The sequence below is a fragment of the Enterococcus sp. AZ071 genome (genome assembly GCF_050499065.1).
Lineage (GTDB): Bacteria > Bacillota > Bacilli > Lactobacillales > Enterococcaceae > Enterococcus_A > Enterococcus_A ferrettii.
In genome coordinates, this window is sequence record NZ_JBIPAS010000002.1 from 902,557 (window position 1) to 926,002 (window position 23,446).

The 23,446-nt window shown below is 38.7% G+C and carries 21 protein-coding genes; 19 read left to right on the top strand and 2 right to left on the bottom strand.

What is annotated here, in order from left to right; all coding sequences use genetic code 11:
- The first annotated feature begins 10 nt into the window (after positions 1-10).
- From IGI49_RS22825 to IGI49_RS22880, 12 genes are all read left to right on the top strand, one after another.
- On the top strand, positions 11-1,162 hold the full coding sequence (locus tag IGI49_RS22825) for a pyridoxal phosphate-dependent aminotransferase (RefSeq protein ID WP_429965331.1): 1,152 nt from the start codon (positions 11-13) through the stop codon (positions 1,160-1,162).
- Positions 1,163-1,248: 86 nt separating this feature from the next.
- Positions 1,249-2,106: an AraC family transcriptional regulator gene (locus tag IGI49_RS22830; protein ID WP_429965330.1), complete on the top strand. Its 858-nt coding sequence runs from the start codon at positions 1,249-1,251 to the stop codon at positions 2,104-2,106.
- A gap of 254 nt (positions 2,107-2,360) precedes the next feature.
- Complete coding sequence (locus IGI49_RS22835) at positions 2,361-2,939, top strand: TetR/AcrR family transcriptional regulator (protein WP_207704942.1); 579 nt, start codon at positions 2,361-2,363, stop codon at positions 2,937-2,939.
- A 145-nt stretch (positions 2,940-3,084) separates the two neighbouring features.
- Entirely contained in the window at positions 3,085-4,425 is a 1,341-nt protein-coding gene (locus IGI49_RS22840; protein ID WP_429965329.1) for an aldehyde dehydrogenase family protein, read from the top strand.
- 10 nt (positions 4,426-4,435) lie between these two features.
- Entirely contained in the window at positions 4,436-5,326 is an 891-nt protein-coding gene (locus tag IGI49_RS22845) for a phosphate acyltransferase (protein ID WP_429965328.1), read from the top strand.
- Positions 5,327-5,330: 4 nt separating this feature from the next.
- Entirely contained in the window at positions 5,331-6,395 is a 1,065-nt protein-coding gene (gene buk, locus IGI49_RS22850) for a butyrate kinase (RefSeq protein ID WP_429965327.1), read from the top strand.
- A gap of 18 nt (positions 6,396-6,413) precedes the next feature.
- A complete protein-coding gene (locus tag IGI49_RS22855; protein WP_429965326.1) occupies positions 6,414-7,532 on the top strand; it encodes an NAD(P)-dependent alcohol dehydrogenase in 1,119 nt (372 codons plus the stop codon).
- A gap of 12 nt (positions 7,533-7,544) precedes the next feature.
- A complete protein-coding gene (locus IGI49_RS22860) occupies positions 7,545-8,222 on the top strand; it encodes a hypothetical protein (RefSeq protein WP_429965325.1) in 678 nt (225 codons plus the stop codon).
- A 198-nt stretch (positions 8,223-8,420) separates the two neighbouring features.
- Positions 8,421-10,163 (top strand): carbon starvation CstA family protein, encoded by a 1,743-nt coding sequence (locus IGI49_RS22865; RefSeq protein ID WP_429965324.1) that lies wholly within the window; start codon positions 8,421-8,423, stop codon positions 10,161-10,163.
- A 127-nt stretch (positions 10,164-10,290) separates the two neighbouring features.
- A complete protein-coding gene (locus tag IGI49_RS22870; protein WP_207704935.1) occupies positions 10,291-11,028 on the top strand; it encodes an ABC transporter ATP-binding protein in 738 nt (245 codons plus the stop codon).
- Positions 11,025-12,620 (top strand): ABC transporter, encoded by a 1,596-nt coding sequence (locus tag IGI49_RS22875; RefSeq protein WP_429965323.1) that lies wholly within the window; start codon positions 11,025-11,027, stop codon positions 12,618-12,620. The genes IGI49_RS22870 and IGI49_RS22875 overlap by 4 nt, the downstream gene beginning before the upstream one ends.
- A gap of 367 nt (positions 12,621-12,987) precedes the next feature.
- Positions 12,988-13,905, top strand: coding sequence for a tyrosine-type recombinase/integrase (locus IGI49_RS22880; protein ID WP_429965322.1), 918 nt, complete (start codon positions 12,988-12,990; stop codon positions 13,903-13,905).
- A gap of 158 nt (positions 13,906-14,063) precedes the next feature.
- Here the strand turns inward: IGI49_RS22880 and IGI49_RS22885 are convergent, their stop codons facing one another.
- Positions 14,064-14,279, bottom strand: a complete 216-nt coding sequence (locus IGI49_RS22885; protein ID WP_207704932.1) for a hypothetical protein — start codon at positions 14,277-14,279, stop codon at positions 14,064-14,066.
- A gap of 180 nt (positions 14,280-14,459) precedes the next feature.
- Between IGI49_RS22885 and IGI49_RS22890 the strand changes: the two genes are divergently transcribed.
- The 5 genes from IGI49_RS22890 (at position 14,460) to yjeM (ending at position 21,163) form a co-directional block, all read left to right on the top strand.
- A complete protein-coding gene (locus tag IGI49_RS22890) occupies positions 14,460-15,134 on the top strand; it encodes a response regulator transcription factor (RefSeq protein ID WP_429965321.1) in 675 nt (224 codons plus the stop codon).
- A 3-nt stretch (positions 15,135-15,137) separates the two neighbouring features.
- A complete protein-coding gene (locus tag IGI49_RS22895; RefSeq protein ID WP_207704930.1) occupies positions 15,138-16,130 on the top strand; it encodes a sensor histidine kinase in 993 nt (330 codons plus the stop codon).
- Positions 16,131-16,221: 91 nt separating this feature from the next.
- Positions 16,222-16,983, top strand: a complete 762-nt coding sequence (locus IGI49_RS22900) for an ABC transporter ATP-binding protein (protein WP_207704929.1) — start codon at positions 16,222-16,224, stop codon at positions 16,981-16,983.
- Position 16,984: 1 nt separating this feature from the next.
- Complete coding sequence (locus tag IGI49_RS22905) at positions 16,985-18,970, top strand: ABC transporter permease (protein ID WP_429965320.1); 1,986 nt, start codon at positions 16,985-16,987, stop codon at positions 18,968-18,970.
- Between the two features lie 711 nt (positions 18,971-19,681).
- The gene (gene yjeM, locus IGI49_RS22910; protein WP_207704927.1) at positions 19,682-21,163 is read left to right on the top strand and encodes a glutamate/gamma-aminobutyrate family transporter YjeM; all 1,482 of its coding nucleotides are present in this window, start codon (positions 19,682-19,684) and stop codon (positions 21,161-21,163) included.
- Between the two features lie 80 nt (positions 21,164-21,243).
- Here the strand turns inward: yjeM and IGI49_RS22915 are convergent, their stop codons facing one another.
- A complete protein-coding gene (locus IGI49_RS22915) occupies positions 21,244-22,155 on the bottom strand; it encodes a DUF2268 domain-containing protein (protein ID WP_429965319.1) in 912 nt (303 codons plus the stop codon).
- A gap of 141 nt (positions 22,156-22,296) precedes the next feature.
- Here IGI49_RS22915 and IGI49_RS22920 point away from each other — a divergent pair, with 141 nt between their 5' ends.
- Together IGI49_RS22920 and IGI49_RS22925 are read left to right on the top strand one after the other, a co-directional pair.
- Entirely contained in the window at positions 22,297-22,746 is a 450-nt protein-coding gene (locus tag IGI49_RS22920) for a hypothetical protein (RefSeq protein WP_429965318.1), read from the top strand.
- 97 nt (positions 22,747-22,843) lie between these two features.
- Positions 22,844-23,431 (top strand): TetR/AcrR family transcriptional regulator, encoded by a 588-nt coding sequence (locus IGI49_RS22925; RefSeq protein ID WP_429965317.1) that lies wholly within the window; start codon positions 22,844-22,846, stop codon positions 23,429-23,431.
- The last annotated feature ends 15 nt before the right edge of the window (positions 23,432-23,446 follow it).

The window sequence follows — 23,446 nt, forward strand, 5'->3', positions numbered from 1 at the left end:
GGGAAGTAGGATGGATCAAACAAAATTAGCGCAACGTTTTCAACAACCGGCCGAAAATTTGTTGATGCAAATTGCTGTATTAGCTAAAGAAACAGAAGATATTATTGATTTATCAATTGGTGATCCGGATATCATTACCCATCAAACGATTATTGATGCAGCGTATCAGGATTTAAAGAATGGTGCGACTAAATATACTTCACCAGCTGGGAAAAAAGAATTTTTAGAAGCAATTGCTTCCTATTATAAGAAGAAATACGATCTATCATTTGAGACAAGTCAAATACGAGCAACAGTCGGGGCATTGCATGCCATGTACTTAGTGATGCAAGCCATTTTAGATCCAGGAGATGAAGTGGTTATTCATGAGCCTTTCTTCTCTCCTTATAAAGAGCAAGTGCTTTTAGCTGGAGGAACCCCAGTTTTAGTCCCTACCTATGAAGAAAATCAGTTTCAATTAGATGTGACGGATTTAAAAAAGGCAATTACAGAAAAAACTAAGGCGATCGTTATCAACTCTCCCAACAATCCAACGGGTGCCGTCTTCTCACCGGAAACTTTAAAAGAAATTGCAGAAGTGGCAATCACAAATGATTTATTCATTATCTCTGATGAAATTTATGAAGATTTCGCTTACAAAGAAATTTTTGTTCCTATGGCAAAGTTTGCACCAGACAATACTATTACTATTAGCGGATTGTCTAAAGGCTTTGCTATGACTGGTTGGCGGATTGGGTACATGATTGCTCCAGGTTTTGTTAACGACATTGCTGGATTAATTAATGAAAGTGTCACTTATTCGGCACCAACGGTTTCTCAACACGCAGGGATGTATGCTTTGGAGCATTATCAAGAAATTGTACCAGAAAATGTCGCTATTTTCCGTGAACGTTTAGAATACATTGAAAAACGTGTGACTCAAATTCCTTACTTGTCCTTATCACCAGTTGCGGGCAGTATGTATGCCTTCATTAATATCAGTCATAGTGGCTTGGGATCTGTGGAATTTGTAGAAACCGTGTTGGAAAAAAGTGGTGTACTATTTGTACCCGGAAAAGCCTTTGGGGAAACTGTGGGAGACCAATATATTCGTTTAGCTGCAACTCAACCAAAAGAATTATTGAAAGAAGCCTTTGACCGATTAGAAAAACTGACTTTTTGATGCAATCCTCGTAAAAGTGTGCAAGAATAAAGAGGAAGCACTTGGATATTCCCTTTAAACTAAAAGTGTCGGAGGAAACTATAAAAATGGAATGGTTAGATTGGTTTAACGACAGCATTGGTTATGTGGAGGAACAGTTAACCGAAACGATTGACTTAGACGAAGCAGCCCGCCTGGCAAAGTGCTCTACCTATCATTATCAGCGGATGTTTTCATACATCGCTGGTGTGACTTTAGGAGAATACATTCGTCGCAGAAAAATGAGCTTAGCTGGTGTGGATTTGCAGCAGGGGAAAAAGGTGATCGATGTAGCCATTAAATACGGCTATGAATCACCTACTTCATTTAATCGTGTTTTTAAGACTGTGCATGGAATTACTCCACAAGAAGCTAAGAAAGATGGGGCTAAGCTGACCAGTTATCCCATGTTGACCTTCGCAATTACAGTAAAAGGGGTGCACGCAGTGGAATATCAATTGGTTGAAAAAGAAGCGTTTTATGTTACTGGGGTAGGGCTGGAGCTTGGAAAAAGTATGGAAGAGAATCAACAAAAAATTCCAGCATTTTGGAATAAATTCTCGGCTTCAGGCAAGCTAGAGGAATTATTTCCAATAATGGATCCTACCAGTCCTGGAATATTGGGGATTAGTATGATGACTGATGCAGTGCAAGAGAAGTGGGAATATGTGATTGCTGTTGCTTCAAATGCGGTGCCGTCGGGGTTTAAGCAATATCAAGTTCCCGCAGCAAAATGGGCAATTTTCTCAGGAAGAGGTGCGATGCCGCATGCTATTCAAGAATTGGGCAAGCAGGTGTTCACCGAATGGTTGCCAACTTCAGGCTTTGAATACGCGGAACTACCAGATATGGAAGTCTATCTGGACAATAATCCGGCCGATGCCGAGTTTCAAATTTGGTTACCAGTAAGACTGAAAAGAAGTTAATGCAGAATCCAATGGCTGAATAAAGCTATTGGATTTTTCTCTTTTCTTAAAGCGTTTTCTCTTTCGCTTTGTCCCATGGTATAATAAAATGAATAAATAGCTGGTTTTTCATGAAATACGAAGTACTTTTATTAACAGCAAAAGAGATGTATTTCACAAACTTTTGGAAATTCGATTTTTTAAACATTTTTTTTGAAAAATGTAAAACAAATTGAATTATATCTCTTTTGTTATTTTTAATGAGGAGGACAGGCATGGCACGAAAGAAAGACAGTCAGATTACCAAGCAAGATCTTATGGATGCCGCATTCAAGAACTTTTATGAGGTAGGCTTCGAAAATACATCACTGGAAAAGATCTCAAGGGACGCTCATGTAAGCCGTGGCGCAGCCTACTGGCACTTCGCCAATAAGACAGAGCTTTTTTATCAGCTGGTTTTAGAAATTTTAAATGAAGTTCAGGCTGAAAAACAACTAATTATGGAAGATGAAGAATTAACCTTTAGAGAAAAGGTCGTTGAGGTGATTTTTGTTCCTTACAATAACAGTATGAACTTTAAATTTCTACAGCAGTCGCTAAAAACAATCGAACTTCATTCGGAATTTGAAGAGCTGCTGCAGGAAATTCGTGAATCCAAACATCGTTTATATCAATTTTTCTTAGAAGGATTAACTGAGGAGGGACTAAATCAAGCTGATTCTCAAGCGCTGGCTAGTCTATTTTATAACTACTTCGAAGGTATGTATGGTTCAGCTACTCCACAGGAAGTTAAAGATAATTACACTCTTTCAACCATCAGCCAAAATATTTCATTTATATTTAAAATGATTTAACTGCTAAAGTAACTTGTCCATCGTTAAATAATGGACAAGTTACTTTTTTCACGATGTTGACAGCGCTTCCAAACCTGAATATGATGAGGTTGTAAGAAACATACAACGATGTATGTTTAAATGAAAGAAGGGAGTTTTAAGGGCTATGACAATTGAAGAAATGGTAAAAAATGCACGTGCGGCAATGGAGGAAATCAGCGATTACGATCAAGCTCAAACAGACAAAATGCTTTCGGCAATCTCTAAGGCAGTTTTCGATCAAGCAGAACCTTTAGCAAAGTTCGCCATCGAAGAAACCCGTCTCGGACGTTTGGATCACAAAATCGGTAAAAACCAAGGCATGGCGACGAACATTTTTGGAGCTTTGAAGAATAAACCATCCGTCGGTGTTTTACGTGAAATCCCAGAAGAAGGATTAATTGAGGTTGGCCACCCAGTTGGGGTAATTGGGTCAGTGACACCAACGACTAATCCTACCATCACACCATTAGGAAACGGATTGATGGCACTTAAAGGGAAAAATGCCATGATTGTCTCACCACACTCTCGCTCGAAGAAAACCACTAAAGAAACGATCGAATTAATGCGTGAAGCTTTAGTTAGTGTTGGGGCTCCAAGAGACTTGCTGCAAGTAATTGAAGAACCTAGCATTGAAAAATCTCAGGAGTTAATGAAGTCCGTTGATTTAATTGTTGCGACTGGAGGCCCAGGCTTGGTTAAATCAGCTTATTCAAGCGGCAAACCAGCTTACGGTGTTGGTCCTGGTAACGTACAAGCTATTCTGGATCGAGATTTTGATGTGGATGCAGCAGCGGAATTAACAGTGATTGGGCGTTCCTTTGATAATGGAATTGTATGTGCTTGTCAGCAGAGCTTAATTTATCCAATGGAAAAAGAAGCAGAAGTTTTCAAAGCATTAGAGAGCAAACAAGCAGCGGTTATTACCGATGAGGGTGACTTGGCTAAATTGAGAGAAACAATCTTCCCAGAAGGCCGCGCAAACCCAGATATGATTGGTCAAGACCCAGACGTAATCGCAAAAGCAGCTGGTATTTCCATTCCAGATGGTTCGCAAATTATTGCTGTTCGAGTAGATAAAGTTGGTGAAGCAGAACTCTTCTGTAAAGAAAAAATGTTGCCCGTTTTAGCATTGAAAGGCTACGACACATTTGAAGAAGCAGTGGCTTATGCGAAAGAAAACCTTCTATTAGAAGGAGCTGGTCACTCAGCAGGAGTATTCACTCATACAAAAGAGCATATGGTTTATGCAGGTGAAAAGTTACCAGTCAGCAGGGTTGTAATTAATCAGCCAACTATTGACGCGGGTGGTTCACCAGCCAATGGCTTAAACCCAACAGTTTCCTTAGGCTGCGGTTCTTGGGGCAACAATATTATTTCCGAAAATTTAAATTATAAGCACTTGATTAATGTTTCTCGCGTTGCCATGCCTGTTGAACCGACAGATACCGGTTCCCCATGGGATTAAGGTGAGTTAAATGAAGAAATTTGATGAATTGTTAGCCAATTTCTCTAGTGATCAAAAGATTCGCATTGGTGTTGTAAATGCTAGTGATGAAGTAACCATTCAATCGGTCTTCAATCCAAAGGTTCAGAAATATCTTGATCCTGTTTTAATCGGGCCCAAAGCTACGATTGCAGATATCCTAGAAAAACTAGGATATTCTGCTACAGTTATCGATGCTGACGGAGAAGATGCCTGTGCCGAAAAAGGCGTTGAGCTTGTTAAAGAAGGGAAAATCGACTTTCTAATGAAGGGGCACATTCAAACACGTCCATTCTTAAAAGCGATTGTGAATAAGGAAAAAGGGATTGCCAAAAGTGGGTTATTAAGTCACATTGCTTTAAATGAAATTCCTGCTTACCATAAGCTGCTTCTTACAACTGATGGTGGTATGGTATTGGCACCGAGCAAAGAAGAAAAAAAGGTACTGATTAGGCATGGAATTGAAGTCATGAATAAAATCGGAGTTGAAAAACCAAAAGTTGGTTTGTTGGCAGCAGCAGAAGTTGTCAATCCAAAAGTGCCAGCCACGATTGAAGCACAAGAGATCATGGAAGAGTTTCAAAAAGAGGAACCAGATTCCTGCTTTATTGATGGACCCATTTCTTTAGACCTTTCGTTAAGCAAAGAAGTTGCTGAAATTAAGCACTATGACAGTCCAGTTGCTGGAGATGCCGATATTGTTGTAGGTCCAGACATTACCACAATGAATGTATTAGGGAAAAGCTTGACGATTTTAGCAGGTGCCAAAATGGCAGGAATTATTATGGGAGCTCAAGTTCCTATCGTGATGACTTCCCGCGGCTCCACTGAAGAAGAAAAAGCGTATTCCATATTAGTTGCAATGTATTGCAGTAAAGGGTGAGTAGATGAAAATCTTAGCAATTAATCCGGGTTCAACCTCCACCAAAGTTTCTTACTATGTAGATGGAGAAATCATTGAAGAACAAAGTATTTCTCATACTACCGAGGAACTCCAGCATTTCCAGCGGCCAATTGATCAAATTGATTTTCGCCGGGACATTCTTTTAAGCTTCATGGAAGAGAGAAAGATTGATCCGAAAGAACTGGATGCCGTGGTGGGACGAGGGGGTATTTTACCGCCTGTGTCAGCTGGAGCCTTTGAAGTAAATGAAGATATGATGCATTACTTGAAACACGTAACGACTGTAGAACATCCATCCAATTTAGGTGCCATTTTAGCGAACGAAATCAAGCTGAAGGGCAATGAGAAAACGATTGCATTGATTTATGATCCAGTTTCTGTCGACCAATTCGAGGATATTGCCAGAATTTCTGGACTAGAAGGAATTGAACGCAAAAGTATTGGCCATGCATTGAATATGCGTGCGGTTGCCATGAAGGTTGCACGGGAAGAGGGATTAGATTATAACGAAGCCACCCTGATTGTTGCCCATTTAGGTGGAGGTAATTCCATCAGTATTCATCATAAGGGACGCATGATTGACTCTATTTCTGATGATGAAGGGCCCTTCTCAACTGAACGGACCGGCGGCGTACCATTGAAGCATATCATTTCCTTATGCTATGAGAAAACCGAAAAAGAAATGATGCGGTTGTACAAGCGCGAGGGTGGACTAAAGTCTTATGCTGGAACAAGTGATGCTAGGGAGATTGAAGCACGAATAGCTGATGGGGACGAGGCACTAAAGGTTGTGTATGATGCTTTCATTTATCAGATAGCTAAAGGCATTGGCGGATTAGCGACAGTGACTAATGGCCAAGTGGATCGGATTATACTAACTGGCGGAGTTGCACATTCCAAGCTGGTAGTTAGTGAAGTAGAAAAAAGGGTAGGTTTTATTGCACCACTGGTGGAAGTTGCCGGTGAACATGAAATGATTGCCTTATCTAAAGGCGCAGAACGGGTCGCATTAGGTCAAGAAACAGCGCAACAATTCCGATATAATTAATGAGAGGAGCTCAACTCAATGAAAATCAAAGCAGCGTTAGTAAAAGAAAAAGGTGCACCATATGAAATTACTGAGGTGGAATTAGCCGATGTGGGTGCCAAAGATGTTTTAGTCAAAATAGTCGCTTCTGGGTTATGTCGCTCAGATTATGGTGAAAGAAATGGCAATAGTTTGGAATTTCCTAATATTTTAGGACACGAAGGCTCAGGAATTGTAGAACAAGTAGGTGACGCAGTGACTTCAGTTGAGGTTGGCGACCACGTTATTTTATCCTACGCTTATTGTGGAGAATGTAAACATTGTGCAGAAGGTCACCCATCTTCTTGTGATCGCTGGTTTGCAGTGAATAATATTGGTAAAAATCCACGAGGAGAATATGTGCTTCATACAGAAGACGGTCAGGAAGTGAATAACTTCTTTAACCAATCCTCATTTTCTACCTACAGTTTAACGGATGAATCAAATATCGTAAAAGTGTCGAAAGACGTTGACCTGCGTTTAGTGGGACCATTAGGTTGCGGATTAGGAACGGGAAGTGGTGCGATTCTTAGTGTTTTAAAACCAAAAGTAGGTGAAAGTGTAGCAATTTTCGGAACTGGTGCAGTAGGGTTTGCGGCAGTTATGGCGGCAAAAATTGCAGGTTGCTACCCAATTATTGCGATGGACATTAATGATGCTCGTTTGGATAAAGCGAAAGAATTAGGGGCTAGTCATACGTTCAACAGTAAGGACTCCAGTGCTCAAGATTACATTATGGAAGTAACTGGTGGATCCGGAGTGGACTATTCGATTGACACAACCGGTGTACCTCCAATTATGACGCAAGCGATGCATTCATTAACGAATTCAGGGACCTTTGTTCCGTTAGCTGTAACCAAAAATAATTTTGAAGTGAATACTTTCTTTGATTTAGTTTTTGGTAATAAAAAAATACGTGGTGTCCTAATTGGTGATACGATTGCTAAATTCCACTTGCCAAACTTGATTGAATTCTATAAACGTGGTGAGTTTCCATTTGATCAGTTTGTAAAATACTATGATTTTGAGGACATTAACCAAGCAGAAGCTGACTCATTAGGCGGAGATGTTATTAAAGCAGTTGTGGTGATGGATAAATCATATCAACCGCCAAGCTAGGAGGGTATTACATTGAAAAAGGGAGATATTATTTGGGCCCTGCTGTTTTTAATTGCACTGACATTGTTCCTTGTACCAAGTACGCGGGAAATGATTTTGAGTGCGAGTAATGCTCACCATTACATTAGCGGGTTTATCAAATTTGCGATCTTGGCTACGATGGGCGATGTTTTAGGAAAGCGAATTGTTTCAGGGGAGTATTTACTATCTTCAAAAACTGCATGGAGTGCATTGGTTTGGGGAATCATTGGCTGTATGGTTACTCTAGTGTTTCCTGTTTTTATGGGTGGTGCGGGTCAAGCCCAAGCAGGACATCTATTACCATTCTTTGAGGTACCTGTTGCACAGGCCATTTTTGGAAGTAGTATTATGAATTTGACGTTTGCTCCAGCAATGAATACATTTCATCGATTGGCGGATTTATGGATTGAGAGCAAGTATAATCGTGAAAATGTAACGTTCAAAGGGTTAATCAATAGGATTGATTGGGGAACCTTTGTCACCTTTAACTGGTTGAAAGTTGGTATTTTCTTTTGGATTCCAGTTCATTCGATTGTGTTCTTGTTGCCGGAAGATATTCGTGTAGCAGTGGCGGCATTTAGCTCCATCGCTTTAGGAATAATCTTGTCATTTGCCGCGAAAAAAGGCAGTGAGCCAGCAAAAATTACAGAAGAAGAAGAGCTTGCGTAAATAAAATACTCTCTGGGGAGAGAAAGGATAGACGGATCGTTAACAGCGAGCCGCCTATTTTTTTGTGAATTCAATTGACTGGTTGTTTTATGAAAAACAGACAGAGTTATCAGAAAATTTCAGCAATTCTCTTTACATTCTAATTTAAATGTGGGAACATATGGCATAAATTAAAATAAAATTAGAGTGGGTGAGCGAATGAGCGGTGTCATGATTTTGTTAGTTGCAATTATTTGTTTTATCGTCGCATATGTCGGCTATTCCAAATGGCTTGAGAAAAAATGGGGTATTGACCCTAAAGCAGTTACTCCAGCAATCAGATTGGAAGATGGTGAGGACTATGTTCCAGAACCGGCGTTTGTTGTATTCAGTCATCAATTTTCCTCGATTACTGGAGCAGGACCGGTTACTGGACCGATTATCGCCGCGATGTTTGGCTGGGTGCCAGCCTTCTTGTGGATTTTGTTTGGCGGTATTTTCTTTGGAGCTGTCCATGATTTTGGTGCGTTGTACGCTTCAGTAAAAAATGATGGCAAGTCAATTGGACTGATCATTGAAAAATACATTGGTAAGGTCGGAAAGAAACTATTCTTGTTGTTTTGCTGGCTGTTTGCTTTATTAGTCATTGCAGCCTTTGGTGATATTGTGGCGACTACTTTTAATGGCTTTACCCCTGAAGTTGCCGAAAGTGTAAACACTGCGAATGCTTCAGCAGCATCAATTTCTATGTTGTTTATTATCGCTGCGATTTTAGTGGGCTTTGTAATGAAGAAGGTTCACATGAAGGGTGCAGTGATGCATATATTCGGAATCGTTGTATTGTTAGGCACCTTAGCCTTAGGAATTGCTTTTCCAATTTTTGCGAGTAAGCAAACATGGTTGTTAATTGTATTTGCTTATTTATTCTTGGCGTCGGTTATGCCTATGTGGCTGTTGATGGCACCACGAGATTTTTTGAGTACCTATATGCTGTTAGGTATGATTATAGCGGCAGTATTGGGCTTGCTGGTAGAACATCCAGCGATGGATTTGAATGCTTTTAATGGTTTTGCGGTTGTAGATGCAACTGGTAATGTGAAATATTTGTTTCCAATGTTGTTTATTACTGTAGCCTGCGGAGCGGTTTCTGGGTTCCATAGTCTGGTTTCTTCAGGGACTTCTTCTAAGCAAGTTCGCAATGAAAAAGACATGCGTCCTATTAGTTTTGGGGCGATGATGTGTGAGTGTGTGTTAGCAGTTGTTGCTCTAGTTGTAGCAGGAGCAGTGGCACAGAATGGGCAATTACCACAAGGAACACCATTTCAAATTTTTTCTAGCTCAGTAGCGGGCTTTTTAACTAGGTTTGGTTTACCTGTTCAGGTCGCTCAGTGCTTTATGACTATGTGTGTTTCTGCCTTAGCTTTGACTTCATTAGACTCAGTGGCTCGAATTGGCCGCATGTCTTTACAGGAATTTTTCTCTGAAGAGGGCAAAGAAAAAGGACTTGCTAAGCTATTGACTAATAAATATATGGCAACAGTTGTAACTTTAGCTGCTGGATTTGTTTTAGCTTTAGGAGGATACAACAGTGTTTGGCCACTATTTGGCTCAGCCAATCAGTTATTGGCCGCAATGGTAATGATTGCAGTAGCTGTTTACATGAAAACCTCGAAAAAATCGGGTGTCATGTTCTATATTCCGATGGGGATTATGTTGGCTGTTACCTTCACGGCTTTAGGCATGTCGATTTATGGACTAGTAACTAAACTGGTAAATGCTACTCACTTCTTAGTTACTATTCCAGCAACCCCTGCGGCAGGTCAGTTTGTTTTCTTGTCAGATGGTTTGCAGCTGATTTTTGCTTTCTTATTGCTTGGATTAGGAATTATGGTGGCAACTAAATGTTTGCAGGCACTTTTCCAAACAGGTGAAAAGACGAAGAAAAAAGTCGTTACCGAATAAAAATGAAAGATCGTCTTAAAAGCCTGGCAACCAAGCAGGGAATTAAGACGATTTTTCTATTGTAAATCAGAAGAGACATTGTCAGACAAATGGTTTTCACGTATAGTAGAAAAAAAGGAGTGACAGGATGATTGAATTAATCGATGTAACCAAAATGTATGGAAAAAAAGCAGCTTTAAATAATTTGACGTTGTCAATTAAAAATGGTGAAATTTTTGGCTTTTTAGGCCACAATGGTGCTGGAAAATCTACGACTATTAAAAGTTTAGTTAGTATCATCGAACCCACTACTGGAACGATTCGTTTTGACGGTATGGATTTAAAAGAAAACCGGTTAGATATCAAGAAAAAAATTGCTTATGTTCCAGATACTCCGGATTTGTTTTTGCAGCTAACCGCTAACGAATACTGGGATTTGATTCGGGCAGCTTACGAATTGAGTGGTGAAGAAGCACGTTTACAAGAATTAATTGGACTGTTTGATATGCAAAGTCATGTGGATGAGACGTTAGAAAGCTTTTCCCATGGAATGCGGCAAAAAGCGATTATTATTGGTGCATTGCTACCAGATCCAGACATTTGGATCTTGGATGAACCATTGCAAGGATTGGATCCTCAGGCTGCATTTGATTTGAAGGAAATGATGAAACAGCATGCAGCTAAAGGGAAAACGGTCATTTTTTCTACTCACGTTTTAGATACTGCGCAGCAGCTTTGTGACGAATTAGCAATTCTTAAGAAAGGTGAATTGATCTATAATGGCTCGGTTGATGCGTTATTACAGGATTATCCAAATGAATCTTTAGAAAGTGTTTACTTGAAAATGGCCGGACGACAAGCCCAAGAGCAGGAGGCAGAGGTATGAAGCTTCAGCAATTAAAAGCGTTGATGCGAACGAATATCTTATATGTGAATCCTTCAGCAACCAATCAATCACGTAAAAAAGGGAAGACTGGGAAAAAACTGATTCGTGGAGTCTTAAGTTCTTATATTTTTTCAGGAATCATTTTTCTCGTTGTTTACGTAGGCATTATGTTCATGATTGATTTTTCTAAGTTTCCAGGTTATTTCACTTATTACATGGCACTATTCGGTTTGATTGGTTTTTCTCAAGCAATGTCAGCAATTTTCAATGTTTTTTTTGAGAGTCGTGATTTAGAAAATTATCTCTCGATGCCTTTTCGACAGGGAGAGGTTTTCTTATCGAAATTTTTAGTGGTGGGATTAACCATCGTACCTTTCTTGCTTCCTTTAGCGGTAGTGTTCTTTCTAGCTGCTTGGCGCAGTGGACAAATGATTCTAGTGGCAATTCTTTCCAGCTTGCTATTGTTTGTGGCGTTTGTCTTATTGCTGTTTGGCTTATGTAGCTTGTTTATTTTCGGCTTAACTCAAACGAAACTGTTCGCATGTCACAAAAAGACCTTTACCACTGGAATGCTGGTGCTGTCAATGGTCGTATCAATTGGTGGGATTTTACTAATTAATTTTTCTCAAACCAACACGAGCTACAGTGGCGAATTTGTTGATAAAACAGCCCTAGCACCTTTTATGCCGTTCTTTTATGCGGTTACTGCACCATTTTCAGCTGCAGGTTTGTTAAGTGTGCTGGGTCTCGTTGTTTGTTTAGTGATCATTTTCTTCATTTTAAGAAAATCTATTGTACCAAAATTGTATCAATCGGTTAATGATACCCCACAAGAGGGTAGAAATAAAAAACGGAAACGTAAAGAGAATCAGAATCTAGTTCAATTGATGCGAGGCTACAACATCCAGTTGATCAAAAACCCAAACTTAGTGATGCAGATGCTTTCATCTTCGTTAATCATGCCCATCGTGTTTTTTATCACGTTTATGACGACTGGCGATTTTTCTTTTAAAGGTCTGTCTTTACAATTTTTTGGTGTATTTTTTGTAGTCGGAATTTTTGTAGCAGGCATGACAATCAACCAGACCTCTTTTGTTAGCTCGATTATTTCTTTAGATCGGGAAAACTTTTTGTTTATCCGTTCATTGCCGTTATCTTTTAAAAGCTATATGCGGATTAAATTTTGGTTTGCCTGTACAGTACAAATCATCATCACAGGAGTAGTTGGATTATTGGCAGGACTGGTTTTTCGTTTGCCGTTTTTACTATTGTTATCCATGATGGCAGGGGTCATTCTAGGTACGATTTTAATTTCGCTGCATTTCTTTATTCGTGATTATCAGTTGTTGAATTTAACTTGGAACAATATCAGCGAGCTGTTCACTCGCGGAAGTGGAAATTTTGCCTTAGTTTTTTGGATTTTTGGTGTGATGATCTTGGGTGGTATTGTTATTGCTGCTTACGTGGCGGCAGTGATGTTCCAAATCAATCCATGGCTGTTAAACGGGGGCGTTTTCTTACTGATAGCAGTGATTAGCAGTTTGTATTTGAAAAATAAACAGACTTATTTTTGGAATAAGCTGTCAGATTAAGAAAAGGTGTAAGATAGCGGATAGTCTGTAGAGATATCTGCTATCTTTTTTATTGAGTTGAAGAATATTCTTGAAAAATATAGCTAGCTTTCTATTGAATTACCTTATTCGGTGGACCGCTTAAAAAGGGAAAACTGGATCAATTGGCAGAAGGCATCAGATTATAAAAAAAATTTAATGATAGTCATTACTCATTTGTGTAAACCTAATTTTTATTTTACATCTCCCTATGATATCAATATTTTGGTCACAATCAATTCTTCAAAGATTATTTATCTAAACATTTTAGGTGAAATATAGTAAAATAAGCAAATCAAGATGTTTTTAGTTATCTGAACGAATTTATTGATATGGAGGAGAAGAAAAAATGCCACGTGTAGGAGATAATATCTACTTAAGAAAGGATGGTCGTTGGGAAGCTCGTTTTGCGATTGCCAAAGACATAAACGGCGAAAAGAAATATCGCTCTGTTTATGGTGAGACAAGGGAGGAGGCGCTTGAGAATCGTTTAGTATCTATGTTGAAGCTTGAAGAAGATTTTAAACGAACCCATCGCTTTGTGGGAGACTTACCCAATCAGCCGTCACCATTAACGAAGGTTTATAGTTGTGAGAAATGGTTTATTCTTTTCCTAGTTGCTGAACGTCAAACGAAGAGTGAACGTACACTTGAAAAATATAGAATGCTTTTGGCCAGCTTTATTCTTCCTGCCTTTGGTGAAATGCCTATTAGTATGATTACACATGAGACAATCAAAGAAATGACTGAAGATATGTTTGCTGACAATCGAGGAAAGAAGCTTGCCCACGAGGCAGCCTGGTTAGTAAACAGAGGAATGGCGAAAGCAGTTCGAGAAGGGTTGCTACGGTATAACCCTTACACTTACATTGCTCGGCCGAACCAAAAGGAATTTTTTACTTATTTCTTAAAAGAGGGTGTGCTGACAGGGGTGCCAGAAAGCGATAGCTATCAACTAAAGGCTGCTTTATGCCTCATGCAGGAAACTAGACTCCAGTTAAGTAAAATTTTGTCTCTGCAGTGGAAAGACATAGATTTTGACCAGCGACTGATTTTGCTAAATAAAAATACATATCAAGATGTCGCTATTGAACCGGTAACGAAGCCTGATCTTAGTGAGCTTCCTTTAACGGAGTTCACTTATCAAATACTGAAGGAACTGAAGACAGCAGCAACTGGCAAGTTTGTTTTTAAAAAGGACAATAATCTGTGGACGGAGAGAAACATTAGTCATACTTACTTTGAAATGGACAGCCGGAATAGATAACTAGTACAGTTAAGCATGGTTGTAGAGATATTTTTTATAAGTCAGCAAAAATCCTCCGAATTGCTTTGGTAAATTTATCAGAAATACGTTTGAAACAATACTCCAAAAAAAGTGCCTAAAGCCTGTTAAGTCGACAAGCTTTAGGTACTTTCTTCTGTTTATCCTTCAGGATGTTCAAAATATTTGATTGCGTGCTTGAATACACTGATTACTCGTTTGTCGGACAATTCAACATCCATTCGTTTAGGATGAACAGCAATCAAAGTTCCTTCAATGACTTCACCATCTAATAAAGTAACGATGACGGGTTTTGGTAGACCTAGTTTCTTTGGATCGTGTGCATTTTCCATGTTTCCAATTGGTTGTTCTGACATAATTGAATCATTCCTTCCGAATTTACTTACCTCTATATACAGTAATAATACGAAAGAGAAAAAGTTACAAGAAATCTGCTTATTCAAAAAAATAGTTTCGTGAAAAATGGCTTCATTTTACGAAAAAACTCCTAACCACTCAGCTATTTTAGTATAATAGTAAAAATAAGGAGTGAGTGAATGACGAAACTATTTTTAGTAGAAGATGATCCTACGATCGTGAAGGTTGTACAGGAGCATTTACAGCAATGGGGTTACGAATGTAAAGCTCCTGAGAATTTTCAACAGGTAAGTCAGGAAGTGAAGCAGGCTAAACCGGATTTAATCGTTATGGATATTTCGTTGCCGTATTTTAACGGCTTTCACTGGTGTCAGGAAATTCGTAAGTTTTCCGAAGTTCCAATCATTTTCTTGTCTTCAGCGGAGGAAAAAATGAATCAGATTATGGCAATGTCAATGGGTGCTGATGATTTCATAGCGAAACCTTTTGATCTATCCTTGCTTGTAGCAAAAATTCAAGCGCTTTTAAGGCGAAGCTATGAGTACGGACATCAAGAAACAATTTATCAGCTGCAAGGTTTTCAATTTCATCCTACTGAAAATTTATTGAAAAATGAATTAACCACAGTTCCGGTTTCTCCAAATGAATCGCGAATTTTGCAACTATTGTGTCAGCATCGCGGACAAATCGTGCCCAGGGAGCAAATTATTGAGCTGTTGTGGCAAAATGATGAATTTATTGATAATAATACATTAGCGGTGAATATTACGCGTCTACGCAAAAAACTTGCAGCAGCTGGGTTAACTGATGTGATCCAAACAGTCAAAAATAAAGGCTATCTAATTGAGGAATAATGAATGAAAAAATTAATCGTTCCTTTCTTTTATGAAAGGCGGGTATTGTACTTACTTTATTTGTTAATTATTGGCTTGGCAGTATTTACCTTCTATCTATATAGTTTGCCTTTGCAAGCCTTTTGGGATAGCTTTCTGTTTACCGTCTTTCTGTTAGGCGTGTATAGTCTAGTATCCTTTTATCGATATGCGCGAAGACAAGCCCAATTAAAAATTCTAACCGAAAATCTAGTGCAATCAGAGGCAAAGGCACTTTTTCCGCGAGCAGATACTCAAGCTGAAGTGTACTATCAAGAAATCATTCGTCAGCTTTTGGCAGAAACCAATATAGAAAGATCAAAAGGTCAAAAAGCCAAGCAGGAAATATTCGATGACTTCGGTCTGTGGATGCATCAGATAAAGACACCGGTTGCTGCTTTAGACTTATTAATACAATCAGGTAACAGCAATCCTCAGCAAATGAAGGCGGAATTGTTCAAAGTAAACGAATATCTGCAGATGATGTTAAATTATTTGCGACAAAACCTGGATAATCAGGATTTGATGATTGAAGAATTGTCGATTGATACAGTCGTTAAGGAGGTTTTGCGGAAGTATGCCTTTTTCTTCTCCCAGAAAAATCTTCAGTTGGAATTGAAACAACTGGAAGGTGGAACCGTGCTATCCGACAAGAAGTGGTTGATTTTTATTTTGGAACAGCTTTTGTTTAATGCTATCAAATATACCATCGATGGAAAAATTACAATCAGTTTTATCGACAATCAGTTAATTATTCAGGATACTGGCATAGGGATTCGCTCAGAAGATCTACCACGTGTTTTCGAGAAGGGATATACTGGCTACAATGGCCGTGAACAGCAACGAGCAAGTGGGTTAGGACTGTATTTAAGTCGACAGATTGCTCAAAAAATTGGTTGTCGACTTGCCATTGAGTCTACAATTGGTCAAGGAACCACGGTTTCTATTTTCTTTCCTAAGAGAAGGCCTATGAACTAACCCAAACTTTCAGAACTGTAAGTTTGGGTTTCTTTTTGTAAGTGGTTCTGGAGGGCTATGAGCCATATGATAGAGGAGAGGAGGAGAGATTATGAATGAATTATTATATGTGAAAGATGTACGAAAGGTTTATCAAAGCCAAATGAATGGACTATCCGTTGAAGCACTCCGTTCCATCAATTTTAGTGTTGATTCAGGTGAATATGTAGCAATCATGGGAGAATCTGGTTCTGGTAAAAGTACGCTATTGAATCTAGTGGCAACACTGGACAAACCAACAGCAGGGACAATGACATTAAACGCGATGGATTTAACGAAAATTAAAGAAAAAAATGCTGCAGCTTTTCGTCGAGATCACTTAGGGTTTGTCTTTCAAGATTTCAATTTGTTAGATACTTTTTCAGCTCGAGACAACATCTTACTACCACTTGTATTATCACAAGTAAAGGTTGGAGAAATGGAAAAACGCTTAGCGCCAATAGCTAAATCATTAGGAATCTATCAGCTGTTAGAAAAATATCCTTATGAGCTTTCTGGCGGGCAAAAGCAGCGAGTCGCCGTCGCACGAGCAATTATTACCGAGCCAGAATTGTTGCTAGCTGATGAGCCAACAGGTGCGTTAGATTCAAAAACCTCGGATCAGCTGCTGCAAATTTTTCAACAAATCAATCAGAATGGGCAAACAATTTTGATGGTTACTCATAGTTCAATCGCTGCTAGCCATGCTGATCGTGTGCTCTTTATTAAAGATGGGCAGGTTTTTCATCAGTTGTATCGTGGACAACGGAAAAACTTTCAATTTTTAGAAACGATCAACGAAACTATGACAGCTCTGTTGTCAAAGGAGGGGTAACATGTTTTATATAAAGTTAGCCCTTAATAATTTGAGAAAAAACCATCGAGCCTACTTACCATTTCTGATCTCAATGATCTTTTTGGTGGCTGTGACTACCATGACACAAGTAATTGTAAACAATCCTGGGATGAGAAAGCTGCCGGACAGCTATAGTGCGATGATTATGTTCCGTTTGGGCAACATAATTCTGATGATTTTCTCGGTGATTTTCTCGATTTACACCAACAGCTTTTTATTAAAACAGCGCAAGAAAGAAATTGGCCTTTACAATGTTTTAGGTCTCGGAAAACGCGAATTATATTGTTTAATGTTTTGGGAAAATCTGTTGAGCTTTGTGATTGTTTTAATTTCCGGTATTATTAGTGGGATAATTTTTGGCAAACTAGGGTTTTTGATTTTAAAGAAAATGTTGGGTGTAGGCGAGGCTTTTGTTTTCCAGCTAACCTTTGATGGCTTAACAATAACTGTCGGTTTATTTGTACTCATTTTTCTATTTTTATTTCTAATCAACTGTTTGCAAATTCGACGGACCAACCCGATTGATTTATTACACAGCAGCAAATCGGGTGAAAAGGAACCTAAGAGTCGTTGGTTTCTTTCAATTCTAGGATTGATTTGTTTATTTACAGGTTACGCAATTGCTTTATTGATTGAATCACCAGTCGATGCGCTAATCTATTTTTTTATTGCAGTTATCTTAGTTATTGTAGGAACCTATAGTCTATTTATTTCCGGCAGTATCACTTTGCTTAAGAGTTTGAAGAAGCGAAAAAATTATTATTATAAACCGAATCATTTTATTTCGGTATCCAATATGATTTATCGTATGAAGCAAAATGCAGCAGGTTTAGCAAGTATTTGTATTTTATCCACTATGGTTTTGGTTACGATGGCAACAACGGGGAGTCTTTTTTTTGGTGGAAAAGATATGGTCGAGTCGCGGTACACGCATGATATCAGTGTGAGTGCCTCGGTTCCTACAGATCAGATGGAGCAGACGGCAAAGGATTTAGCTAAAGAACAAGGACTTACCTTGAAAAATTTTCAAGTCCTTCAAATTTCAGATTCAGTGGCCTTCATGCGTGAGGGAAAAGGAAATCAATTTGACTTAAAAATGAATTTGACGGTGGATGATATGACCAAAGCGGCAATTATTTCCTTTGTCACCTTACAGGAGTACAATCGTCTATCAAATGAGAATGTGCAGCTTGCGGAAAATGAGTTAGTTGTTTTCGCTGAAAGCGGCGACATCATCGGCAATCGACTCTCATTAGAGGGAGAAGACTTTAAGATAAAAAAAGTGATTGATGAATTTATTGGTATACGTAAGCAGAACAATCTAAGTGATGTTTTTCTAATTGTATTAAAGGACCAAGCAAAAATGGATCAGCTGATTGATCGTTTAGCCGTTGCTTCTGGCGATGAGCACTTAAGAATTCCAACATATTCTCTATCATTCGATATTGCTGCTTCAGAAAGCAAACGTTTAGACTTCGCTGCAACCTTGGCAAAGAAGTATTCCCAGCAATTTGATACGGAATCCTACCAACTTTCTTCCAAGGATGAGTATGCGCTTTCGAACAAAACGTTTTCTAGCGGATTCTTCTTTTTAGGAATGATTTTCGGGGTAACTTTTACTTTGGCTACTGCGTTAATTATCTACTATAAGCAAATATCAGAAGGTATGGATGACCAGTTAAGATTTGAAATCCTGCAAAAGGTAGGTATGAGTCATACAGATGTGAAGAAGGTCATTCAAAGCCAAGTGTTAGCAGTCTTTTTATTCCCCTTGGTTGTTGCGGTGATTCATTTAGCTTTTGCTTTTCCAATTATTCAGAAGCTGCTGATTCTGTTCGGTTTAATGAACTGGCATATTTTCCTAATTGTCACTATAGCAGTGGTACTCATTTTCGCCATTCTTTACTTCATTGTGTACCAATTAACTGCCCGCAGTTACTATCAAATCGTTGAACGAGAAACCTAAAGATAAAAAAGGAGAGCCCAGAGCTATTATAGCGATGGCGCTTCTTTTTTTTATTCCTTTTGATCGATCGACTCTATTGTTCACGTTCACTATGTCCTCACAACCATACCAATTTAATTGAAACATTTTTCAAAAAGATTAGTCAATGGAAGTATTTTGATGATGAAAGAATGTGAAAAAAATAAAATAAAAAGGGCAATTGTCTAAAATTATTCACTTTGATTACTCATTGAAAACCTTATCAAAAAGTTGCTCAGAAGATATTAGGATGAATCCGAAATTTTCCCATGTTTTTTCTGGCATTTAGATGGTTTTTTTTAAGGAACTATTCTATAAATTCTCATAATACAAGTTAAGATTTTGCACAAAAAAGTGAGATAATCATTTGCTATAACGTGGTTTCTTGTATTTCAAAGTCTTTGTGCAGAATTTAATAAAATATATCAATTATTATCTTATATATATATTTGTTATTTTATAATTTTCTATTTTCTGATTTAATTGATTCAAAACAATGAGAAAACGGCTTTTTTGTCTAAGAAAGCAATGAGCGCTATTCTTGCCGGACGTCTTTTTTCAGAGTAAAGTCTTATTTGGGAGCTCTTATTTTATTGTATTGTACTTGTTCAATCAATAACGAACTGGAACTTATTTTTCTACACAATATAATTAGCCGCCCAACTAAAAAACATTCGAAATGGAGTGATTGAAATGTCCAAAGCAGAAAAGGGCATGACACTGGGAGCACTGGTCCTGATGATCTTTACCTCAGTTTTCGGCTTTGCCAATGGACCAGTCGCCTTTTACTTGATGGGCTATGGATCAATCGTCTTCTATGTCGTTGCAGCGATTTTATTCTTTATTCCGTTTGCATTGATGATGGCAGAGTTTGGTTCAACTATTAAAGGCGAGAACAGTGGAATGTACAAATGGTTGGAAGTCAGCGTAGGACCACGGTTCGCTTTCATTGGAACATTTATGTGGTTTGCCTCTTACGTTGTTTGGATGGTATCGACTTCTTCCAAAGTATGGATTCCATTTACTACAGCATTTGCTGGCAGTGATCAGACCCAAAAATTAGGAATGTTCGGATTAAACTCTACCCAAATGGTGGGTTTACTCGCATGTCTATGGATGGTTATTGTAACTGTGGTATCCATTAAAGGGGTCAAAGGTATTGTAAAAATCACCAGTCTTGGTGGAATTGCCGTAACAAGCTTGAACGTTGTATTAATTATTATTTCTGGCATTATTTTGGTGATCAAAGGAGGCCAATTGGCACAACCTTTTGACCACATTTTACACTCTCCAAATCCTAGCTACCAAAGTCCGATCGGATTGCTCGGTTTTGCGGTATTTGCGATCTTCGCATATGGTGGGATCGAAGCGGTTGGGGGCATGGTTGATAAAACCCAAAATCCAGAAAAAACTTTCCCTAAAGGGGTTGTATTTTCAGCTTTAGTTATTTCAGTTGGTTATGCGCTAGGTATCTTCTTGTGGGGAGTAAGTACAAACTGGGATGCTGTTCTTTCAGGGGACTCAACGAACCTAGGTAACATCAGTTATGTTATGATGAATAACTTGGGTGTTGAATTTGGTAATGCTTTGGGCATGAGCCAATCTGCGGCAATCAGTTTAGGTAATTGGTTCGCTCGTTATACTGGTTTGGGTATGTTCTTGGCATACAGTGGTGCCTTCTTTACTTTGACTTACTCACCATTAAAAACCTTGATCATGGGTACGCCAAAGAAACTATGGCCTAAAAAATTTACTGAATTGAACAACAACGGAATGCCGTCTTATGCGATGTGGGCACAATGTGCGATAGTTGTTGCGATTATCTTGATTGCGTCATTTGCCACACCAGATCCATCAGCGTTCTATAATATTCTAACCTTGATGGCAAACGTATCAATGACCTTGCCATACTTGTTCTTGATTTATGCGTTTCCCAAGTTCAAGCAGAAAAATATGCCTCAAACCTTTGAAGTATATAAAACAAAAAGCATGACAATGGTTGTCAGTGTAGTTGTTTTCTTACTAGTATTAGGTGCAAATATTTTTACGATTTTTCAACCAATTATTGAAGGCGCCGGCGTGCGTGACACCTTGTGGATGATCGCCGGGCCAATCGGCTTTACTATTGTTGGGATGCTTCTCTATTCCAACTACACTCGACGTGAAAAAGAATAGATTACGAATCAGCAGTTAAATCTGCCATTTCTTAATATAAAGGGCACAGGAGCAATCCTGTGCCTTCTTTTCGTCCAATTCTATTCTTCCCAAAAATCTGCAATCTCTTCTAAAATTTCTTCTGACGGTAAAATAGTTGCTTCAACAATTGTTTTACCGGTCTTCTTCAAGTAGTGTTCAATCATGTAATATCCACAAGCATAGCCTGCGCAAAAAGGTAAGCCAACTGGGAAATAATTGTTCATCTTAGCGATCTCATCACCATAAAGATAAGCGGTTAAATTATCCATACCAGAAACATCCATTGCATCTTTAATTAAAGGTTTAATGTAATCGTTTAGGGTTTCCATATCAACTTTACTAACCCAAGGTCCGAGTTTTTCTTTGCCATAAATGGAGGTGGCATAGTTTTCGGCTAAGCCTTCACTAACCATCATTTCAGCCAAAGTAATATCATCCCGCCACTCAACAAACTGGAAGCGAACGTTGTGATTGCACTCATGGGCTAAGGCAGCAGGCATCCGGTCCAAGGTGAAGCTGTTGGGATTAATTGCTCCCCAAATATATCCAGGAATCCCACCATCACCAGAATAGCCATCACTTAGAATGGTGTAGGGACTTTGCGGATCAGCCAGCATAATCGTATAAAGATATTCCTGCACTGGTAAAGTAATTTTGGCTTCTTCAAAACGTCCCAATCCATCTTCAATCGCTTCCTGACAGGTTTGCCAAAAGGAATCTTGTGAGAGTAAGGAAACATTTTCCTTTTGACTCTCATCAATTTTTTCAGCAGCTATATATCCAAGCATAGTGCTGGCCATGATGACATCATAACCGTTCTCTTGCTTTGCTTTGAGGGGAATACGATAAATTTCCAGTTTCTTTTCAAAAGGTTTCATCAGTTCGTAACGATAAATGTCGTTGCGCTTTTCTACGGAGGCTGCGATCATCTTTTGATAGACGTGATCGGCCCGAACACATTGAATCTTCATTTGTTTCATCTCCATTTCTATAGTTTTACTATATCTGTTGACGTTGCGTGAAGGTCAAGGGATTTTTTTAGCAAATTATTGCAAAATAATCTTTGTCATTTAACTTTTTCCTGCTATGATAAGCACCAAGGAAGTGAAGATTTGAACCTACATAATTTATTAACGACGGAGAGCTTATTCTCCAATCTGATTGTTTTTATTGTGGCTGTTTTGTTGACTAATTGGTGGCATAAACGAAAATCAAAGCCGGAAAAAGCCGTTTCTAAACCAACAGCTAAAGTATCTTTTGAACCGCCGAGTACTATTTTAAAGACTTATCGAGATGATACAAAGCGTTTTGGTTTTGCGTATTTGGAGAAACATACACCGGCAATCATTGAGAAACTAACGAAAAATCGAGCTGACCCTTCTTCGGGTATTGACCAAGCTGCCATTGATGAAGTGATTAATAGTTTAAAAAATTTTCAAAAGCAATTTAAACAGGTGGGCAAAGATGCAAATGAACAGGAAAAACGCAAAATTATGGTGTTAAATTATGTGAATAAGACGCTGATTCGCTGGAAACAACTGTCGGAGCAAGATTATGAGTAAGAAATGGCAATTTGCCGTTTCTTTTTTTCGTTGACAAGCTTTTCTTTTGTATTTATGCTGACTGTGAAGAACGATTTAGTCAAAAAGGAGTTTTATTGTGCCGAAAGTATTTTCAGAAGATGAGCGAAAATTTATTGATAAGCGCTTGCGGGAAGAAGCAGCGTATTGTCTCACAAATTTTGGAGTTAAAAGAACCACAGTAGATGAACTGGTAAAACGGGTTCAGATTCCCAAAGGCACTTTCTATCTTTTTTATGATTCGAAGGAAGAGCTGCTGTTTCGGGCATTGTTGGATTTGCATGAACAAATCGAAAAGGAATTAGTCAAACTAATCGACGACTTAACCGATATCCGCAATGTTGAACTAGTTACCGATGCGCTTTTGGATTTATTCAAGCTTGCTGATCAATTTGGCTTACTGCGAATGATGACCACTGGAGAGTTGGATTTAATTTATCGTAAATTGCCTAATGAAGTATTTCAAGCACATTTGGCCGATGATTTTGATGCAGTGGAAGCAATTTTTATTCTATTGGAAGTACCCTTAGAAAAAATTGATGGGTATGCAGCAGCATTTCGCGGATTGTTTGTGACGATGCTTTATAAACGGGAAGTCGGTGAAGTGCATGCTTTTGAAGCGTTGCGTTTATGTATTCGAGGATTAGTGATTCAAATGTTCGAATAGTATCTGTTTGCGCAG